This window comes from Kordia sp. (assembly GCF_965224175.1).
Taxonomy (GTDB): domain Bacteria; phylum Bacteroidota; class Bacteroidia; order Flavobacteriales; family Flavobacteriaceae; genus Kordia.
Genome location: NZ_OZ245041.1, coordinates 1,494,051 through 1,514,115 on the forward strand (window position 1 = coordinate 1,494,051; position 20,065 = coordinate 1,514,115).

At 31.5% G+C, this 20,065-nt stretch carries 21 protein-coding genes; 3 read left to right on the forward strand and 18 right to left on the reverse strand.

What is annotated here, in order from left to right; all coding sequences use genetic code 11:
• Window positions 1-91 precede the first annotated feature (91 nt).
• On the forward strand, window positions 92-919 hold the full coding sequence (locus ACOQOS_RS06590) for an alpha/beta hydrolase (RefSeq protein WP_420574183.1): 828 nt from the start codon (window positions 92-94) through the stop codon (window positions 917-919).
• Window positions 920-1,291: 372 nt separating this feature from the next.
• Here the strand turns inward: ACOQOS_RS06590 and ACOQOS_RS06595 are convergent, their stop codons facing one another.
• The 10 genes from ACOQOS_RS06595 to ACOQOS_RS06640 form a co-directional block, all read right to left on the reverse strand.
• Entirely contained in the window at window positions 1,292-1,585 is a 294-nt protein-coding gene (locus ACOQOS_RS06595; protein WP_420574184.1) for a hypothetical protein, read from the reverse strand.
• Between the two features lie 117 nt (window positions 1,586-1,702).
• Complete coding sequence (locus ACOQOS_RS06600) at window positions 1,703-2,056, reverse strand: hypothetical protein (protein ID WP_420574185.1); 354 nt, start codon at window positions 2,054-2,056, stop codon at window positions 1,703-1,705.
• 92 nt (window positions 2,057-2,148) lie between these two features.
• A complete protein-coding gene (locus tag ACOQOS_RS06605; RefSeq protein ID WP_420574186.1) occupies window positions 2,149-2,511 on the reverse strand; it encodes a hypothetical protein in 363 nt (120 codons plus the stop codon).
• Window positions 2,512-2,666: 155 nt separating this feature from the next.
• On the reverse strand, window positions 2,667-3,158 hold the full coding sequence (locus ACOQOS_RS06610) for a hypothetical protein (RefSeq protein WP_420574187.1): 492 nt from the start codon (window positions 3,156-3,158) through the stop codon (window positions 2,667-2,669).
• Window positions 3,119-3,727: a hypothetical protein gene (locus ACOQOS_RS06615; RefSeq protein WP_420574188.1), complete on the reverse strand. Its 609-nt coding sequence runs from the start codon at window positions 3,725-3,727 to the stop codon at window positions 3,119-3,121. The genes ACOQOS_RS06610 and ACOQOS_RS06615 overlap by 40 nt, the downstream gene beginning before the upstream one ends.
• Window positions 3,728-3,816: 89 nt before the next feature.
• The gene (locus ACOQOS_RS06620; protein WP_420574189.1) at window positions 3,817-4,110 is read right to left on the reverse strand and encodes a hypothetical protein; all 294 of its coding nucleotides are present in this window, start codon (window positions 4,108-4,110) and stop codon (window positions 3,817-3,819) included.
• A 118-nt stretch (window positions 4,111-4,228) separates the two neighbouring features.
• The gene (locus ACOQOS_RS06625; protein ID WP_420574185.1) at window positions 4,229-4,582 is read right to left on the reverse strand and encodes a hypothetical protein; all 354 of its coding nucleotides are present in this window, start codon (window positions 4,580-4,582) and stop codon (window positions 4,229-4,231) included.
• Window positions 4,583-4,674: 92 nt separating this feature from the next.
• Window positions 4,675-6,402, reverse strand: coding sequence for a hypothetical protein (locus ACOQOS_RS06630; protein WP_420574190.1), 1,728 nt, complete (start codon window positions 6,400-6,402; stop codon window positions 4,675-4,677).
• A gap of 215 nt (window positions 6,403-6,617) precedes the next feature.
• Window positions 6,618-7,580, reverse strand: coding sequence for a sodium-dependent bicarbonate transport family permease (locus ACOQOS_RS06635; protein ID WP_420574191.1), 963 nt, complete (start codon window positions 7,578-7,580; stop codon window positions 6,618-6,620).
• A gap of 29 nt (window positions 7,581-7,609) precedes the next feature.
• Window positions 7,610-7,900, reverse strand: a complete 291-nt coding sequence (locus tag ACOQOS_RS06640; RefSeq protein WP_420574192.1) for a hypothetical protein — start codon at window positions 7,898-7,900, stop codon at window positions 7,610-7,612.
• Window positions 7,901-8,021: 121 nt separating this feature from the next.
• On the opposite strand from ACOQOS_RS06640, the gene ACOQOS_RS06645 reads away from it, so the two are divergent.
• On the forward strand, window positions 8,022-8,942 hold the full coding sequence (locus ACOQOS_RS06645; protein WP_420574193.1) for a LysR family transcriptional regulator: 921 nt from the start codon (window positions 8,022-8,024) through the stop codon (window positions 8,940-8,942).
• Window positions 8,943-9,087: 145 nt separating this feature from the next.
• On the opposite strand, the gene ACOQOS_RS06650 is transcribed toward ACOQOS_RS06645, so the two are convergent.
• The 7 genes from ACOQOS_RS06650 to ACOQOS_RS06680 form a co-directional block, all read right to left on the reverse strand.
• Window positions 9,088-9,981, reverse strand: coding sequence for a hypothetical protein (locus ACOQOS_RS06650; protein ID WP_420574194.1), 894 nt, complete (start codon window positions 9,979-9,981; stop codon window positions 9,088-9,090).
• Window positions 9,982-9,993: 12 nt separating this feature from the next.
• Window positions 9,994-10,875: a hypothetical protein gene (locus ACOQOS_RS06655; RefSeq protein WP_420574195.1), complete on the reverse strand. Its 882-nt coding sequence runs from the start codon at window positions 10,873-10,875 to the stop codon at window positions 9,994-9,996.
• 24 nt (window positions 10,876-10,899) lie between these two features.
• Complete coding sequence (locus ACOQOS_RS06660; protein WP_420574196.1) at window positions 10,900-11,781, reverse strand: hypothetical protein; 882 nt, start codon at window positions 11,779-11,781, stop codon at window positions 10,900-10,902.
• Between the two features lie 11 nt (window positions 11,782-11,792).
• The gene (locus ACOQOS_RS06665) at window positions 11,793-12,629 is read right to left on the reverse strand and encodes a hypothetical protein (protein ID WP_420574197.1); all 837 of its coding nucleotides are present in this window, start codon (window positions 12,627-12,629) and stop codon (window positions 11,793-11,795) included.
• A gap of 65 nt (window positions 12,630-12,694) precedes the next feature.
• The gene (locus ACOQOS_RS06670; protein WP_420574198.1) at window positions 12,695-13,957 is read right to left on the reverse strand and encodes a radical SAM protein; all 1,263 of its coding nucleotides are present in this window, start codon (window positions 13,955-13,957) and stop codon (window positions 12,695-12,697) included.
• A gap of 68 nt (window positions 13,958-14,025) precedes the next feature.
• A complete protein-coding gene (locus ACOQOS_RS06675; protein ID WP_420574199.1) occupies window positions 14,026-14,286 on the reverse strand; it encodes a hypothetical protein in 261 nt (86 codons plus the stop codon).
• A gap of 95 nt (window positions 14,287-14,381) precedes the next feature.
• On the reverse strand, window positions 14,382-16,796 hold the full coding sequence (locus tag ACOQOS_RS06680) for a TonB-dependent receptor domain-containing protein (RefSeq protein ID WP_420574200.1): 2,415 nt from the start codon (window positions 16,794-16,796) through the stop codon (window positions 14,382-14,384).
• A gap of 482 nt (window positions 16,797-17,278) precedes the next feature.
• Between ACOQOS_RS06680 and ACOQOS_RS06685 the strand changes: the two genes are divergently transcribed.
• Window positions 17,279-18,952, forward strand: a complete 1,674-nt coding sequence (locus tag ACOQOS_RS06685) for an alkaline phosphatase family protein (RefSeq protein WP_420574201.1) — start codon at window positions 17,279-17,281, stop codon at window positions 18,950-18,952.
• Window positions 18,953-19,046: 94 nt separating this feature from the next.
• Here the strand turns inward: ACOQOS_RS06685 and ACOQOS_RS06690 are convergent, their stop codons facing one another.
• Window positions 19,047-20,054 carry a phosphotransferase enzyme family protein gene (locus ACOQOS_RS06690; protein ID WP_420574202.1) on the reverse strand — a complete coding sequence of 336 codons (1,008 nt, stop codon included), beginning with the start codon at window positions 20,052-20,054 and terminating at the stop codon, window positions 19,047-19,049.
• Window positions 20,055-20,065: the final 11 nt, after the last annotated feature.

Here is a 20,065-nt window from a genome sequence, read left to right on the forward strand (position 1 = left end):
GATATATATTTTATCTCAACGCCTTACTATGTTTTTAGTAAGGCGTTTTTTTTAAAAACTTAGTATCTTCATCGTATAAATAATTTAAAGCATGAATCTAAAACACATTTTACTATACATCTGTACATTTTTTATCTTCACTTCACTTTCTGCACAAGAAAAAAACATTCAAAAGCAAGCAATTACTATCGGAGAATCTGTAACGTTTCAGTCTAGCATTTTGAATGAGAAACGCACATTAAACATCTACTTACCAGAAAGTTACTCAAAAGAAACTACTAAGAAATATCCTGTCATTTATTTATTAGATGGTTCGATGGATGAAGATTTTATTCATATTGCCGGCTTGGTTCAATTTGGCTCTTTTTCATGGATTAATATGGTTCCAGAATCGATTGTCGTTGGAATTTCTAATGTAGATCGAAAACGTGACTTTACGTATCCTACAAATAATAAAAAAGACAAAGAAGACTTTCCAACTACTGGTGGATCAGCGAAATTTATTCTAGCTCTTGAAAAAGAAGTTCAGCCTCTTATTGCTAAAAATTATAGAATAACCAATACCAAAACATTAATTGGGCAATCACTTGGTGGTTTGGTTGCAACTGAAATATTGTTTAAAAAACCACAGCTTTTTGACAATTATATTATTGTAAGTCCGAGTTTATGGTGGGACGATGAATCTTTACTGAAAGCTACACCTGCAGCATTTCAACAAAAAAAATCAATTTTTATTGCTGTTGGAAAAGAAGGTCCAATCATGGAACGTGTTGCCAAAGAACTATATTACAAACTCAATATAGAAGGAGAAAAAAATTATACTTTAAATTTTAAATTTCTAGAAGCTCAAGATCATGGAGACACTTTACATTTAGCTACTTATCATGCTTTTGAAGCTATTTTTAAAAAGGATAAGTAGTTAGCATTATTAATTTCCTAATGAATATAAGCTGTAATATTTATAGATTACAATCATAATAATTATTAATGATAAAAAGAAAGTTCGGCGTTTGATACATGTAAAATTCTTCTTCTTCAAGTCTACAACTAAAAGCCAAAAATAAGTTGCTAAACACAAAATAGCTGTTAGTACCGTTGACCAACCTAGAAGAGCTGTGTATATATTTTTTGGAAAAACTATAATTTTATATTTCCCTGGTAGCAAGAATAGTACAAAGAATAATGTTGCTATAGAATAAAAAAATGTGTTGATATTTTTTAGTCCTGTAAAAGTTATTCTTGATAGGTTCATTTCAATGTATGATTAAATTTATTATGCAATCCATACTAACTACAAATTTCCTAACGAATACGCCATGTAAAACCAATAAGCGACAGAAACCGCTATAATTAGTGTAAAGAATAGTGTTCTATTTAGTAATCTTTTAAAATTCTTTTTGCTAATATCCACAATCAATAAGCCAAAAAAGACTACACAAGAAAGTAAAATAAGTGCTATCATTAACCATCCTAAATAATTGAGTGAGTAAACTGCCATTTTATACTCTACTGGAAGTAGAAATATCAAAAATGATGTAAGTAAGGCTACGTAAAAGAATGTGTTGATATTTTTGAGAGTTATCATATATTTAGTTTAGTTGCTACTTTTTATTGTAGTATTTCTTATGAATATACCTGTTTTGTAAGTAAGAAGAGGAAAATTCCTAATGCTATTTCAATTTTTGAAAACCATACAATCTTTTCAAAACTTTTCAAACAATTTTTGAGGTGGTTCATATTCAATAAAATCTTTACTCCAAATAACTCTATATTTTTGATATGTATTATTTGTGTTTTTTTCAATAAAAAAGAGTTGAGTTGTCGTATTAGCACCTTTTAAATTCGAATACTTTTCTACAAATTGTTTTAAACTAATTGACTTTATTTTCTGAAAATCATTATCATCAATTTTTGAAACATCATTACTGTCTTTATAGTTGATAAAAAATTCTCCACACAATTTAAATCTAATTGTATTTTTTACATCCGTTAGTTTCTCTGTTTTACACTTATAGGTATGGAAAGTATCTATCTTTTTTATTGTGTATTCAATCATTGTGTTATTTTCAAAAACAACATGAATTTTTTTCTCACTACTACAGGAAATTAAAAAGTAAAGTATAAAGCTGTTTACTATTATTGATTTCATTATTCAGTACATGTTTCGTTAGCATTATTTTCAAGCAAGTCATTCAAGACAATTAATATACGATTCTTTTCACTAGTAGGTAATTGTTGAAAAGCAATAATGGTTGGTGTTTGATTTGGGTAATTCATTAAACCAAGCCATGCTATATCCTTGTATAGTTGTAGTGGCTCTTCATTTATAGGAACAACAGTACCTGTATCAAATTCTTGCGTAGCTCTAGCAAATGTACCTCTGTAATAATCTGCCATGTAATTATGACTCCAATCTTTTGTTGTTCTAAAATATTCATAAATTATATGAAGATCACCATTTTCCAGTGAAGCAATAGCTTCTTCAGGTGTTACATTGGGTAAATTACCCAAACCAATTTCTTCTAATATTTGCCTTAAAAATTCTGCGTGGATAACTTCATGAATTATTGTATTAGCTACGAATAAATTTGGGTTGAAATTTACATTTTTAAATGAGTTCGGTTGGTTATTATTAGAGTAATCTTATAATCCTATACTTCCCTCAATTATCTAATATCTAACCAATAAACTTCATGTTGAATATAGTTTCCGAATTCTGTTTTCTCTATTATATAGATAACTTTAAAAGTATCCTTTTTACTAAACATATCTCGTTTTAAATGTTTTTTATAAAGTGCTTCATGTTCAATAAAACTTATTTTTTTTATATCCTGAGCTCTAATCACTTTAGTTTGTTTATTTGTTTTTTTGAACCGTTCTTGGCAGAAGAAAAAAGTGTCATTATCTAATTTATGCATTTTCCCTTGATACAAAATCAAAGATTTATCCTTTTTTTTATTTGTTTTTGATTTTATACAATTTGTATTTTTCCCATCTTGAAAAAGAATGAAAATAGCTTCTTCTTCTTGACCGAAACAACTTGAACTTACTAAAAACAGAAAGGTTATTAAGAATATTCTCACTCTGAACATTTTGATTGAACTTATCAACTTTCTTATTAGGAAATTTGTAAGTTTTGTCTTTTGATTATCTTCCATTTTCCATTAATTTTTTCTAGAACTAAAAGATCAGTAAAACCGTTTAATTTTCCTCGACTCATCCCTATAACGAGCAAAGCTTTTGTATAATTGTGGTTAAAATTAATTGTCGAGAAATTATATAGAATATCAATAGTCTCAAAAATATTTTTTTCTCGATCTTTTATGTAACGAATAGTTTTATAATGATCTTTTCTTTTCAGATTTGATAAATCAATATCGATTGTATATTCTTTAGTATTATCAATCTTTATGGTATTATCAATACTTTGTAAAACTTCATTTGTTCTGTCAGTATATGTAATATTTATTGGTTTCATTTTTGAGTTTATACCAACAAGTAAAAATTCATCTTTAGAAGATATATTATCTTTTTCCGTACGTGTTGATATGTTTGAAGGAGGAATTGGAATAGGCTTCGTAAACTTATCTACTAAACTTATAATAATTTCATTTGTATATAAGGATTGATCAGATTGTTCATTTTCAATTTCTTTACATGAATATAAACAAGTTACTATCAAAAATAGCATACTAATCTTAGTTACAATTAACTGATGTCGTTTCATTGACGATGGTTTGATATTGATTTTGTTTTTCTTGTAAAGTACCATCATATATCAGAAAAAGGATTAGATTTTTTCCATCATTCATAAAATCATAAATTCCCTAACGAATACGACATGTAAAACCAATAAGCGACAGAAACCACTATAATTAGGATAAAGAATAGTGTTCTATTTAGCAATCTTTTAAAATTCTTTTTGCTAATATCAACAATCAATAAGCCAAAAAAGACTACACAAGAAAGTAAAATAAGAGCTATCATTAACCATCCTAAATAATTGGGTGAGTAAACTGCCATAGTATATTCTATTGGCAATAGAAATATCAAAAATGATGTAAGTAAGGCTACATAAAAGAATGTGTTGATATTTTTGAGAGTTATCATGTATTTAGTTTAGTTGCTACTTTTTTATTGTCGTATTTCTTATGAATATACCTGTTTTGTAAGTAAGAAGAGGAAAATTCCTAATGTTATTTCAATTTTTGAAAACCATACAATCCTTTCAAAATTTTTCAAACAATTTTTGAGGTGGTTCATATTCAATAAAATCTTTACTCCAAATAACTCTATATTTTTGATATGTATTATTTGTGTTCTTTTCAATAAAAAAGAGTTGAGTTGTCGTATTAGCTCCTTTTAAATTCGAATACTTTTCTACAAATTGTTTTAAACTAATTGACTTTATTTTCTGAAAATCATTATCATCAATTTTTGAAACATCATTACTGTCTTTATAGTTGATAAAAAATTCTCCACACAATTTAAATCTAATTGTATTTTTTACATCCGTTAGTTTCTCAGTTTTACACTTGTAGGTATGGAAAGTATCTATCTTTTTTATTGTGTATTCAATCATTGTGTTATTTTCAAAAACAACATGAATTTTTTTCTCACTACTACAGGAAATTAAAAAGTAAAGTATAAAGCTATTTACTATTATTGATTTCATTATTCAGCACATGTTTCGTTAGCATTATTTTCAAGCAAGTCATTCAAGACAATTAATATACGATTCTTTTCACTAGTAGGTAATTGTTGAAAAGCAATAATGGTTGGTGTTTGATTTGGGTAATTCATTAAACCAAGCCATGCTATATCCTTATAAAGTTGTAGTGGCTCTTCATTTATGGGAACAACAGTACCTGTATCAAATTCTTGCGTAGCTCTAGCAAATGTACCTCTGTAATAATCTGCCATGTAATTATGACTCCAATCTTTTGTTGTTCTAAAATATTCATAAATTATATGAAGATCACCATTTTCCAGTGAAGCAATAGCTTCTTCGGGTGTTACATTGGGTAAATTACCCAAACCAATTTCTTCTAATATCTGCCTTAAAAATTCTGCGTGGATAACTTCATGAATTATTGTATTAGCTACGAATAAATTTGGATTGAAATTTACATTTTTAAATGAGTTCGGTTGATTATTATTATTAAGTGTAATAACAATTGTGCCATTATCATCTGGCCACTGAGTAATTGCTCTATCTGTAAGTCCTAAATCTCCTAATTTAAATGTTAAATTTGCTTTTGATTTACTGTCAGTGAACCTAGCTAAAGCTTTAGTTAATATACTACCGTCTTTCATTTTGTTATAGATGCATTTCGCCTTACCCGTAAAGCTCGAATCTAAAATTATTTTCTCATCAAAATCCACTTCTCCTCCATCACGGAGAGCTTCAATAGCCTCATCCAAAAACTTTTTATTTCCTTCACATCCATTCGCTTCAATATATTGCGTAATCGCGATCGCACTTTGTCCGCCAACGAATGTTTTGAGCCAATCAATGTCTGAAGACGATAACGGTAGCGGGTTATTTGCGTCCAAAGAACCAATATAACCATTATTCACACAATTAACAACACGTTGCCAATACGGTATAAAAGGTACAGTTTCTATTGGGTCATCGTCATCTGAGTCATTTCCGCCACCTGTTGTACCACCGCCATTTCCGCTTCCTTGAGTTCCGCCTCCTGAACATGCCCAACGATCAATAATAATCCATTCGCAAGTTTCAGATGCCGGCATACAATTTACGGTTACCTGACATAAACATCCATCTTGATTCATACTGTGCTGTCCGTTACCAGTACAACGATATTGTGTACATTGATATTCTTGTGTTGTTTCTACTAAAACTGGTGTTCCTTCTAAACAAGGTCTAATACCACCAGGATATGATTTTTCTAACAATGTGTTTCCTGCAATGCTTTCCATAATTGTATGGTCGCGATCAAGTTCTACACCATTTTCTGTGACAAGCTTGGGATATTTTAGTAAGAATTGATATTCTTCACCATCATTGAAATCAAGCAGCATATAATTTATAAGATGTGTTTCTGATTCTGCATGATCAATCACGGAAGTTGTATATTGTGTATAGGTATTGCGTTCAATGATTTGTATTGTAGAGAGATCGAGAGAAAAATTAGGAGTATCTACCTCATCAGCATTTTTTGAGCTATTTTCTGCACGAGAAACTGCTGATAGTTTTTTGTAGATCGTGGGATTAATGCTACGTAAATGAGTTCCATTCTCTATTTTAACAACAAAATCTGACTTTTGAGATTGTTCGTTTTCAGCGATACGCGTAGCATCATCCTGCTCACAGGAAGTTACACTGAACAACAGTATACATACAATAAAAGATAATCGTTTTAAAAGACGTTTCATTACTAACTTTTTTATTCGAAAAAGCAAAGAAAGTATAGGTTTTTGGGGAAACACAATTGTAACGCTTTTACAAATATACAAATTTTTCTTACATATAATTATTTTTTATAAAGTTTTTTCTTACGTTTATTGTTTGTCAGAAATATGTCATAACATAAAAAAGTCTTACTTTTACTTTGTAAGACTTCTTGTTTTCATATGTATAATTAAGCTAACTATGAGTTTTGTATAAACCACATGTATATAGGCATTCCTAGTGTTATATTGAAGGGAAATGTAATGGCTAATGCCATTGGTAAGTATAAACTTGGATTTGCTTTTGGTGCGGCAATTCGCATAGCAGCAGGAACAGCAATATAAGAAGCACTTGCTGCTAATACGGCTAATAATAACCTGTCACCTTCACTTGATAATATATGAGAAGATAAATAAGCGACCGTAATTCCATTAACTAAAGGAATAAAGATTGCAAAGACCAAGGCAAACCATCCTTTTTTGATTAGTGCGCCAATTTCTTTTCCACTTGTAATTCCCATATCTAATAAAAATACAGCCAAAAAACCTTTGAATATATCTGTTGTGAAAGGTTTAATTCCTTCGGCTTGCGCATCACTCGCCATAAAACCGATTACTAAACTTCCTAATATTAGTAATACACTTCCGTTTGTTATTGCATGTTTTACTAATCCAATAATTTCTTCGTATGATTTTTTACCATTGGAATGAATTCGCATCAGTAGTACTCCAACAATAATTGAAGGTGCTTCCATCAAAGCCATAACAGCAACCATATGTCCACCAAATTGTATATTTTTCATTTCTAAAAAACTGATTGCCGTTACAAATGTTACTGCACTTACCGATCCGTAAGCTGCTGCAATAGCGCCTGCATTTTCCACAGTAAACTTTAATCGTAAAATATAATATGTATACAAAGGAACTATGATTGCAAGCGCAATTCCCACGATGAGCGACCAACCTATATCAGCTGTATAACTACTGTGTGCTAATTCTTGCCCGCCTTTGAAACCAATAGCGAGCAAGAGATATAATGAAATGAATTTTGATGAATTTTTAGGAATTTCAAGATCACTTTTTACTTGTGCTGCAATGATTCCTAAAACGAAGAATAATAATGCTGGATTCGTTAAATTATCGAATAGTAAGTGTAAATCCATTGTATAATTTTGTAAGACTTTGAAATGTCTTAGTCAATAATTTCTATGTTAAGAATTCCACTGATTTTTACTTGCTTTCCTGCTTTTTTGGCTTCTAAGTAAATAGCTCTAAAATCCTCCTTTTCGCGCATTAACTGCCCCACTCTACTATCGTCAAAAGTTGTATCCGTGTTGATATCTCCTTCACACATAGCTAATCTGTGAATTTTATGGAAATTGATTTTTTCATCAATCAATGAATTGATTACTTCTTTTGCTTCCATTGCTGTAAATTTTCCATCTACTAAATTTACTTTGTGCATTACTTCTGTTGTTGTCATGATTCTTAATTTGTTACTGATTGAACTTGTTTTACCACTGTTATTTTTTGCTTTGCAAAGGTTAAGTTTTATATTCATATATTTTTATTTATATTTATTATCAAAAACATAAATACCTTTTATGAATTATACATTACATCAATTAAAAGTTTTTGTAGAAATTGTAAAGAAACAAAGTATTACGAAAGCTTCTGAAGCCTTATTTTTAACACAACCTGCTGTTTCTATTCAACTTAAAAAGTTTCAAGATCAGTTTCCTTTACCGCTTACAGAAGTCGTTGGACGAAAGTTATATGTGACTAATTTTGGAAAAGAAATTGCAGTTACTGCACAGAAAATTTTGGATGAAGTATCAACTATTGATCATAAAACAAAAGAATATCAAGGAAAACTCGCCGGGAAATTAACACTTACATGTGTGTCTACAGGAAAATATGTAATGCCATATTATCTTTCTGGATTTGTGAATCAACATGCAGGAATTGATTTTACAATTGATGTAACGAATAAACAAAATGTTGTGAAAGATTTGGAAGAAAACAAAGTTGATTTTGCATTGGTTTCTGTATTGCCAAGTCATTTAAATCTTGAAACGTTACCATTGCTTAAAAATAGTTTGTATTTGGTTGGTGGAAAAGAACGTGAAAATAATAGAAAAGGTAAAATTGTCGATATTTTTCAAGAACAACCATTATTGTACAGAGAAAAAGGTTCGGCCACTCGAAATGCCATGGAGAATTTTATTGATGGAAAGAATGTTTCTGTTCAAAAGAAAATTGAATTGACTTCGAATGAAGCTTTGAAACAAGCCGTTATTGCTGGTTTAGGATATTCTATTATGCCATTATTAGGAATTAAAAATGCTGTCGATAAAGGCGATATAAAAGTGATTAAACACAAAGGATTGCCTATCCACACACAGTGGAATCTCGTTTGGCTCAAAAATAAATCTTTATCACCTGTAGCAACTGCGTTTATCGAATATTTACAGGCTGAAAAGCACGTTATTAAACAAAAGTATTTTGATTGGGTTGCAGAATAATTTTGGAATTTTATATTCTATATTTTAAATGTTGAATGAGAAATGATGAATTATTTTTTAATTGATTGAAAATATTTTCGTTACTCCTTTTTTTACAACAAATACACGAATTGTTTTTTAGTAATTAAATCTTTCAATGAAACAATCAATGTGTAAAATTTCCAAAATAGACCATATTGATATCTAGCTCTGTGTTGCCAAGTGTAGAACCATCATGGAAACAATTATCCGTTGGCGCAATGTAGTAATCTCCAGGTTTTTGTTCCATTCTGATTACTGGATAGTCTGGAAAGTGTTTGAAAAAAGTTTCTGCTACATTGTATACATCTACTTTGCTGATGTCCGTAACTTCTTTGAGCATGTTATGTACCTGAATCATTGATAAGTTAATGTACAGAAAGTAACGCGTTTGCGCTCCAAGATTGATACAGATTCTATTTCCATGCTTGTATGTTGTGTGCAAGGTCATGAATTGTGTTCCATCATTGTGCATGCCCATATATTTTTTCTCAGGAATGGTAAAATCTTCTGGTAAGCGTGTAATATCGCAAGCTACCATTTCTACGTTAGGCAGATTTGCTGTAATGCAATGCAAATGAAAAGGTTTATTATTTGAGATGGTTTGTAAGAAGTTATTCAACTCAATATTCAAAGCTAAGGTCAACTCCTTTTCTTCTCCAAAACGTTGCATTACGTGTTCTCTTCCTCTACAAGTACTAAAATTAATTTCTTGTATGAGTTGTTTTGCTCTTTCTGGCAATGCTCCCAAATAGATATTATTATGATCTTTTAATTCGCCTGCAGCCGTTATAATCCGTTTTTCTGTAGTTTCTAGTGGACGCCAATCGCGTTTAGGAATGTAAGCTTCATCAATATACAACGGTACAAAAGAAAAGTGTTCAAAATTTACTTGTGAACCTGTATGTTCTGAGTGATGAATAACTCCTGAATTGATTTGTATAGTGTCATAACCTGTAGGTAATTTACTGTGAATTCCAATTCCTTTTTTTATCGTGGTTTCCGTTGCTATTGCTGTCATAATCTTAATTTTTTAATGTTGAAAACTGCCAAAATATACAATACATACGTCCAAATGTTTTCCTCCTAAAGTAGAGCCATCATGGAAGTAATTATCGGTAGCAGCGATATAATATTGATATGGTTTTTGCGCTACTCGAATGACAGGATACTCCGGAAAATGCTTGAAGAAATACGCTGGAATGTTTGATACATTTATGTTTGCTATTTCTGTTTCATCTAATTTTTCTGTTAGCATCGTGTACGCTTCTTTTAAAGACAAATTCACAAAAAGTAGATACCGTGTATCTTTTCCTAAATTAATACTGATTCTATTGCCAAATTCGTGTGCATTGTGAATCGTCATTGATTGTGTAGCGTCATTGTGAATTCCCATAAACTTTTTTTCTGCTTGTTTGAAACCTCTTGGTAACTTCGTAGTATTAGAAGCCACCAATTCTACATTGGGATAGTTGACACCAATACAATGAAACTTAAATTCTTTATTATTTGCCATTGGCATCAAAAAGTCGTTGAGTAGCTTTGTAGCTTCTAGAGTAAGTGCTGGATTGGCTTCGAAACGTTCAAAAACCTCATCTCTATCTATACTATGTTCTAATCCAATTTTTTGAAAACATTCTTTTAACGCAGTCGGAATTTCTCCTAAATACAAAGTATTGTGATCGTTACATGATTCATCTGGAGATAAACAAGTAATTTCTTCTTGAGTTAAGGGTCGCCAATCGCGTTTATTTACATATGCATAATTCACATATTCTGGAATGAATTCTTCATCTAAATAGCTTACTAAAGCTGCTTTGTGATGCGAATGATGAACTGTTCCTGAATTAATCATTAGTGCATCTACTCCATCAGGAAGCAGATTTTGAACCATTATATTTCTTTTTATTTTCATTACAATCGCTATTTAGTTATGATATTATTCTTGAAATTTCCCAAAATAGATCATCAATACGTCCAATGCCGTCATTCCTTCTGTAGAACCATCATGAAAACAATGATCTGTTGGTGCAATGTAGTATTGATAAGGTTTTTGTGGAATTTTAATCACTGGATACTCTGGAAAATGTCTAAAAAACAGTTTCGATATGTTATATAAATCTACATGTAAAACTGAAATCCCGATTTTCTTTTTTAACATGTTAAATGCTTGCGTTAAGGAAAGATTTGCATATAGAAAATAACGTGTTTCCTTGCCTAAATTTATAGTAAAACGATTTCCCGATTTGTACGTTGCATGTATTGTTGTAGGTTCAGCACCGTCGTTATGAATTCCCATACATTTTTTGTCTTCTTCTCCATAACCTTCAGGAAGCACATTTGTATCTGCTGCTACCATGTCTATATTGGGCAAATTGGCTCCTATATAGTGAAAATGAAATGGTTTTTCGTTTGCAAAACCGTTCAGATATTTTTGCATTGTATTACTCAATTTTAGCGTCATATCATGATCGCGTTTCATACATTCGCGCACATCATCTGGTCGTAAGCATTCCTTAAATTTTAAGGCGTCGAAAATAGTTTTTAATTCATCTGGAATGTCTCCAACATAGATGGTATTGTAATAATTACGTTGCTCATTCGCGGTTAACGCTTTTATTTCATTTTGAGATAATTTTCGCCAATCGCGACGTACCATGTATGCATCATCTTCGTATTGTGGTACAAAAGACCAATCGAGATAATTTACTTTACTTTTTTCTTGTTTTGTATGATGAATGGTTCCTGAATTTATGAAAACTTCATCAAAAAAATTATCGAGTGTACTGTGTAATCGTATGCCATTTTGTATAATTTCCATAGCGCTAAGTATTAAGGAAGTTGATCAAATATACCTGTGTATACCATTGTGATATCTATTTGTTTTGTACCTGCTGTAGAACCGTCATGAAAAAAATTATCTGTTGGTGCTACATAGAATTGATAAGGCTTTACCGCAATTTTAGTGACTGGATATGTTGGGTAATATGTATAAAAATGCTGTGCGATATTGTCTGGATTTAAAGGTGTTTTTGTAAGATCCATTTTCATTTTCAACATATTATATACTTGAATCATCGTAAGATTTGTATACACTAAAGTTCTGATTTCATTACTTAGATTGATAGAGATTCTATTGCCTGATTTGTGTGCCGTATGAATGGAAAAATGCCTGCTTTGATCAATGTGTAAGCCTAAGTATAAAAATGCGCCTTCTACATAAAAACTAGTCATTGTTTCTCTGTTAGGAATTGCATATGTGATTTTGTGAAATTTGAAATTGCCTGTAGAAGAGAGTTTGTTTAGAAAAACATGTAATTCTTTGTTTATTTTTTCAACATGAGTTTCATTGGCTTGAAATCTTGGTATTACATCGTATGCATCCGTAATGTCTTTGAGCGTTAATAATTGAAAAGCTTCTTTTAGTTTTTTTGGAATATCGTCTACGTACAAACTCCTGCGATAGTCAAAATTTGTAGTTTTCGTACCTACCAAGGTATTCAATTGTTCTTGTGTAGGTATTTGCCAAGTTTGTAACGGAATATAGGAGTCTTCAAAATAAGTAGCTCCATTGTATTCTTTTACATGTTGTGCTCCAGTATTTACCAATAGCTGATCAGACACATTTTTTATGCCTGTAAAAAGCTGTATTCCTTTGCGTAGTTTCATCTATGGTTATTCGTTAATTTTATGATACATACTTTAATCACAAAAAATTAATTGTGATCACTATTTTACACTTGTAATTCCTTTTTAAACGATCTTAGTTTTTCTTGAATAAGTGGATCAATTTTTATTTCACTTTCCTCTTCAAAACTATTGATGATTTCCTCATACACCAATGGTTCAACTCCAAGTTCTTCAACAGATGTTGCTGGCAATGAGTTTAAAATATCGTTCTGTATAAAGCTTATCAAACGAACCATATCTTTGCAGTACATTGTAGGATTGTCAAAGCCATTTGCTTCCGAGTATCGATGTCCTAAAAATCCACCTCCACAAATATCAAAAACCGGACAGTTTAAACATTGTTCAGTCACTTCATCATGTGCTCGGTAATACAATTGAAACGTATCGTCTTCAAATAAATCTTCAAGATTGTTGTTGTGTACATTGATGTCATTTCGAGTAATTCCTTCAAAACATGCTCTTAACGAATCTACTACTTCCACACTTCCATCAGATTCTACGACAGCAACTCCATTGGTACGTCTTCCCATGAGTTGATTACCAATACCTTCTTGTCCCATGATCATTTTAACCAGCGTTTCAAAAAAGTAAATACTAGGACGGTTATTTCTATCTTCTTTCCATAATTTGTACAAACCAATAAACCAATCAGCATATGGCGTATAATTTTTATCGTGTAATTTACTGACATCCAAACCTAAAGGTGCTTGATCATAATGTCCATCTGGTAAGAGTATGTTTAAACTGCTTACGGCTAATTTTTTCATTTCTGCATACAATTCTTCAATAGGAATGTTAATATTAACAACTAGCAGTAATCCTCTTAAATTGTATTTTTTTCCTAATTCAATAGCTTTGGCAACCTGCGTATATGAACCTTTTCCATTGTGAAAAACCCTGTATTCATCATGATACTTTTCTGGACCATCAATACTAATTCCAACAGCAATATTTAATTTTTGAAGCAATGTATACCACTTCTCATCAAGAGTTACTCCATTTGTTTGCATTGTAAACACATAGGCTAGTGTTGGCGCTGTATTTTTAAAAATGGCAATACATTTTTCAAAATATTCAGGTTTTGCTAATAATGGTTCTCCTCCATGAAATACGATTTGTACATGCGTGATTTCTGCATTTTCACAATAGCTCTTTAATCTATCAGCAAAATTTTGCACCGTTTCTAGTGACATAAATTTTGGCTGTTTTAAATAGGTTTGATCGCCCATGTTGTACATATAGCAATATGAACAGTTGAGATTACACCTACTGGCAGTTTTCAATACAAAAGAAGTGACTCTATACATAACTATTTTTTTTCTAATTCATAAAAAACTAGATAATCTCTAGTTGTAGAGATTATCTAGTCAACTTTCTATCCAGCAGGTGAATCTGATATTGGTCCTACAGGATCTCTAGGATCAGCTGGCGCCATCTGTAAGAAAGTATCAATTTTGTCATACGCAGAAGCTCTAGATGCTTTAGAACTAACAGCTACTACAGGACAATTTGCACTTGCTCGACCTCCAAAGATTGCTTTGTAAAGGTCTAATTGGTCTTCATTTGAGTTGCTTAACGCTTTGTTTACAACTTCTTTTGATTTTAAGTTTGAAGTGATTTTTGAATTTTTCTTCATCATTAAAAAATTTAAATGGTTAATAAAACTGTCATTAGTATGGACATGACAATCGCCCTTCACTTTATGAGTAAAATGAAAAAACTATTCGTTGCTTAGAGACGTCTTTGAATATCACTATTACCTGTATCTCTACTACGTTGGTTTTTTACTGTTGATTTACCAAAAGCGTAGCGTACTGCAAAAGCTATGCTTCTGGTGTCGTGATAATTGGTATCATTGATACGTATATCACCAACTTGAATGTTATATCGGTCTTTGTTGCTTCTAAGTAAATCTCTTCCAGATAAGGAGAGACTAAATCTTCCGATATTTTTTCGTAGTGCAATTTCAGTTTCTAGCCTGTTACCGATTTCGGTGTTGACTAATGTAAAGGGGAAAGTGTTTTTAGCGAATACTGTTAAGGAGATTCCTTTTACTTTTGATATCGTAAAAGTCTGATTCGCTACTATACTAAATACTAACGAATTACTGTCGATAGTTATTGTGTCATCGGCATAACTTCCTGTGGTTTGTACATGACCAAAAAGAGAAGTTGCATTGAATCGCCACCAAGGTTGAATTTTTGTTGCCATGGTAACACTACCTGAATAGGAATATTTGTTTCCGTAATTCGTTTTTCTGTTAATAATGATTCCTTCGTCAGAATTGAAAGGAAGCGCGTAAAACTCATCTAATAGTTGACTCGCAGCTATTTGTGCAACAATACGAACTTTACCTGCTACTTTTGTGTAATTTAATTCTTGACGATAGTAACGGGAAGGGTTTAAAAAAGGGTTTCCTTCAAAAAAGGCTCTATCTGTTGTATATTCTCGAAAAGGGTTTACATCCCAAAAACTAGGACGTGTTATTCTACTCGATACTGAAAATACAAAACTATGTGCATTGTTCGGTTTGTATCGCAGAAAAGCTGTTGGAAAAAAGTTTGTATAATTTCTATCTACAACTTTGGTTCCTTCTAGTTTTCCTTTAGCGATTGTATTTTCTATACGCGCTCCAAATTGATACGACCAAGTATCACTTAAAGTATGATTTATGACTGCGTATAATGCGTTTATATTTTCATCATATTCAAAGAAATTACTTCGTGTAGGATCATCAATCCAAATCATTTCTACGATAGCTCTGTTGTCAAAATTTAGGTCATTATCTACTTTAGATAGTGAAAATTTCACACCAGTTTCAACAGCTATATTTTCGCTTAGTGGAAATTCTAGATCAAGCTTAAAAGAAGTACTTTTTATATCTTGAATTGTTGCATTACGAAACCAATCGCGAATGTATAAGACATCGTTGTTTTCAAGTGTGACAACATCCGTTTTACTGATTCCAGTATTATCTGAGGAAAATTCTAAAAAATCAATATCAGCTGTAAGTAACGTACCTTTACCGTCTAATTTTCCTTGATAATTAAGGTTTAACGAATAGGTTCGATTGACAGCTTCATCTCTATTTTTTGTGAATGTCAGTGAGTCATTTAACGTGTAGGCATCAAAGCTAATTGCATCTCTATTTTGATTTTCATCCGCACCTGAAAATTCAAATAACATTCCGACAATATGTTTGTCATTGATTTCATAGTCTACTCCAAAGTTTGCTCCAGAGAAGAATGTTTTCATAGTATTTTCGCGATCTATGAAGCGTGTTTCGATATCAGTTGGTTCTGAAATTGGATAGAAAATATCTTTTTCATAATTGGTACGTCGTTCTCTGTTGCTCAGATATGCTGTTGAGAATAGATTCCATTTAGATTTTCTGTAGTTTAGGTAGATACTTCCTGCTTCTGAGAACAATCGTGTTTGACGGGCGCTTAAACTTGCGGTTCCTTCTAAACCTTCTTCTTTGTTTTTTTTAGTGACAATATTTATGATTCCTGCTCCGCCTTCAGCTTCAAATCGACTCGAAGGTGTTGTGATGACTTCTACAGCTTCTAGATTATCAGCTGGTAGGCTTTTTAGATAATTCATTAATACTTCACCAGAAAGTCGTTTTTTTCTACCATTTATGTAAACTATCACGCCTTGCGTTCCGGCTATTTCAATCGTTCCGTTTTCGTTTGTAGACACGAAAGGCGTTTTGTTTAAGGTTTCCCAGACACTACTTCCTAGTATCAAGTCGGAATTAGCTACATTGAAACGCAAGCGATCCGTTTTTCGTTCAATGATATTTTTCTCTGCAGTAATGACTACTTTAGAGAGTTCTTTATTTTCTTTGAAACGAAAGTTAAGTCTTGTATTTTTTGTGATATTAGAAACTATAATAGAATCTGCATATCCTATATGACTAAAATTAAGCGTATAATTTCCTGATTTTAAGTTTTTTACTTTATAATAACCAAGACTATCTGTAATTAAATTTTTAACGAGTATATTATCTTTTACAACACTGATAAAGACATCGGGAAGTGGCATCGCATTAGTATCAGTTACGACACCATCAATTGTATATTGACAATGCGCAAGCTTAATGCTAATGATGATAAACATCAATGCTATTTGTACTTTTTTCATGTAATTCCCCCGAATTAATACAAAACAATTCTGTTGTAAAACGTTCCATGCGGTTTACATAGAAAGTGAATTTTTACAAAAAAAATAGAATTATTCAGTTTTTATTACCCTTACTAACTTACAATAAAAATATTATTTTACGATCAGCTTTTTCCATAATTAACGAATAATTAATTTTTTATTTTCATAATATTTTTATTGTATATAGAGTGTTTTAGGTAGATTTTCAAAGTACTTAATAGTTAAAAATTAGAAAAATAAAGCGTTGAAAACTCAAAAAATCTTTGAGTGTCCAATATTCAATCTTGAGTGTATTATTTTTTAGTATGAATGATAAAAAAATCACATATAAAAGTGATTAAAAAACTTACATTTTCACTCGTAAACTTATTATTTTTCAGTATCTTATATCCATCTTTATTTGATGACTAAACATCAGATATTTTTTAACTAACACTAACCATATCCCATATTTAAAAAACATGAAAAATTTTATTTTTATGATCATTTTTGGCACCTTATTTTCCTTAAATGCTCAACAGAAAGATTCTCCCAAATTAGTCGTCGGAATTGTCGTAGATCAAATGAGTTATGAATACTTGTATCGCTTTTATGATAAATTCGGCGAAGAAGGTTTTAAGTTACTAATGAATCAAGGAACCAATTGTCGTAATATGCATTATAATTACGTTCCTACATTTACAGGTCCTGGTCATGCTTCCATTTATACAGGTACCACACCAAGCAATCACGGAATTGTTGCTAACGATTGGTATCGTAGAAGTACTGGAAAAATTGAAAATTGTGTTGCCGATTCTACAGTGCATACTATAGGTTCTAATACTGACCGTGGTGTTTTTTCTCCATTTAATCTAAAAGCAAATACTATTACAGATCAGTTGAAATTAACCTATGCAGATTCAAAAGTAATTTCAGTTTCTATTAAGGAACGAGGTTCTATTTTGCCAGGCGGTCATTTGAGCGATGGTTCGTATTGGTTTGATTATGAAACAGGCAATTTTATTACGAGTTCTTTTTTTAAAGAAAAACTTCCAGATTGGATTGTAGATTTTAACGCAAAACGATATCCAGACGAAAGTCTTAAGAAAATATGGAATACCTATTATCCCATTGAACAATATACAGCAAGTGGTCCAGATGATTCTCCGTATGAATATCCTATAGGAAACACCACAAAACCTGTATTTCCATACGATTTAACAAAAATTATTATTGATAGAGATCAATTTAAAACCGAAGCCGAATATTTATATAATAAGTATTTAATTTTTACTACTTCTCCTTTTGCAAATACACATTTAACAAACTTGGCAATGACAGCTATTGAAGGAGAAGATTTAGGAAAAGACAATCAGACGGATATGCTTACGATTAGTTTTTCTTCTACAGATATTGTTGGACATTATTTTGGACCTTATGCAGTTGAATTGCAAGATATGTACATTAGACTTGATATGGAGATTGCACGACTTATTAAGTATTTGAATAAAACAGTAGGTGAAAATGAATTCACAATTTTTCTGACTGCCGATCATGGTATTGTTCCTGTTCCACAGTTTATGTTAGATCATAATCTTCCAGGAGGTTATCTTTTTACCGATGGACCAGAAGCTGAATTACGCAAATCTGTAGCGAATAAATTCGGAACCGATGTGATTAGTGAACTTAATAATAATAATATTTATTTGAATAGACCTGAAATTGCTAGACTTGGTTTGAATTTGAGTGAAGTTGCCGATTTTGTTTCTGATGAAGTAAGACAATGGGATCATATGAAACGTGTGTATACTGAGGATGAATTGTATATTGCTGCTAGTGATGACGAATGGATGGACATGGTAAGAAGAGGACACTTCAATGTAGAAAGCGGAGATTTAATTTTTATACTGCAACCTGGATATTTGCCAAAATCAAAAGATATAAAAGAAGCTAGGATGGGAACAACACACGGATCTCAATTTAATTATGACACGCAAGTTCCGTTGTTGTGGTATGGAAAAAATATTCCAGCTCAAGAAATACATCGTCATTTGAATATTACAGATATTTCAGCAACACTGACACAGATATTATATCTACAGAGTCCGAATGCATTGACAGGAAAACCGATACTTGAAATTTTAGATAAGAAGTAACTTTGTTTCAAGATCGTTATAATTAAAAAATACTTTTAGAAGACTTTTGTAAGTCCTTTAAAAGTATTTTTTTATCTAGATTTCAGTTAAATTATCAGTCTAACACTTTATACATTTCTATCCACTTTTTTACAAAAGTGATGGCTTCATCAAAGTATTGATCGTGTATCCATGATTTTCCCCAAGCTGAAATTCCATCAACATGCACACCTAAAAGCCAAATATGTCTTATAACAACAAAGACATTGGCTGCTTTTATTTCATCTTCACTGAGTGATTTTACACTGGAATAACCTTCTAAAAATGCTTTCCAAAGAAGCAATCTCTTGTCTAAATGTTCTTGTTCCCAATTGTTGTTGGGCACACAACTCCAAAGAAAAACAGAAATATCATACGCGCGCCATCCATAGCCAAAGCAATCAAAGTCAAAAACAGAAATTTTACCATGTTCATCTGAAAAAATATTCCCATAATGAAAATCACCATGACAAATACCATAATCTAATGCTGATTGAGATTGTATGTCAGAGATTTTAGCACGTAATGCAGTTGCCGTCGCTTTTAAATAATTGAAATCAGCTTCTCGGTGTTTTAAAAATGGTTGTACTTGTTCTAGCGGAATATCTAGTAAATGTTCCATATTGAGTTCAAACCGTTCTAGTTTTTTCATTTTATCGGAAGTCTTGTGTATAGACGCCACTACTCTTCCGTAATTTCTGCTTGTAGAAACATCTAATTCTTTGATGCTTTTTCCTTTTGCTGATTCAAACAAAACAACATAGCGAATTCCTTCTGGAGCATTAATTTCTAGGATATACTCATCTTGCTTATTTCGAATAGGAATCGCAACTTCAATATTGTTTTTATGAAGATAATTGATGAGTTCTAACTCTGAAGTAATATCATTTTTTGTTCTCCATTGATTCGTATATATACGCAAATAGTATGTGTTTCCTTCGTCTAAAACTTCATACGTATCATTCAGTCCTGGTTTGAAAAGCATGCATTCGCAAGCAGGATTTAAGTTGAACTGCGACAGAATGTGTTTTTTTATACCTTCGTTTGTAAAGGTTGATTTATAGGTAGGAAATATTTCTTTCATAGTTTGGTTTT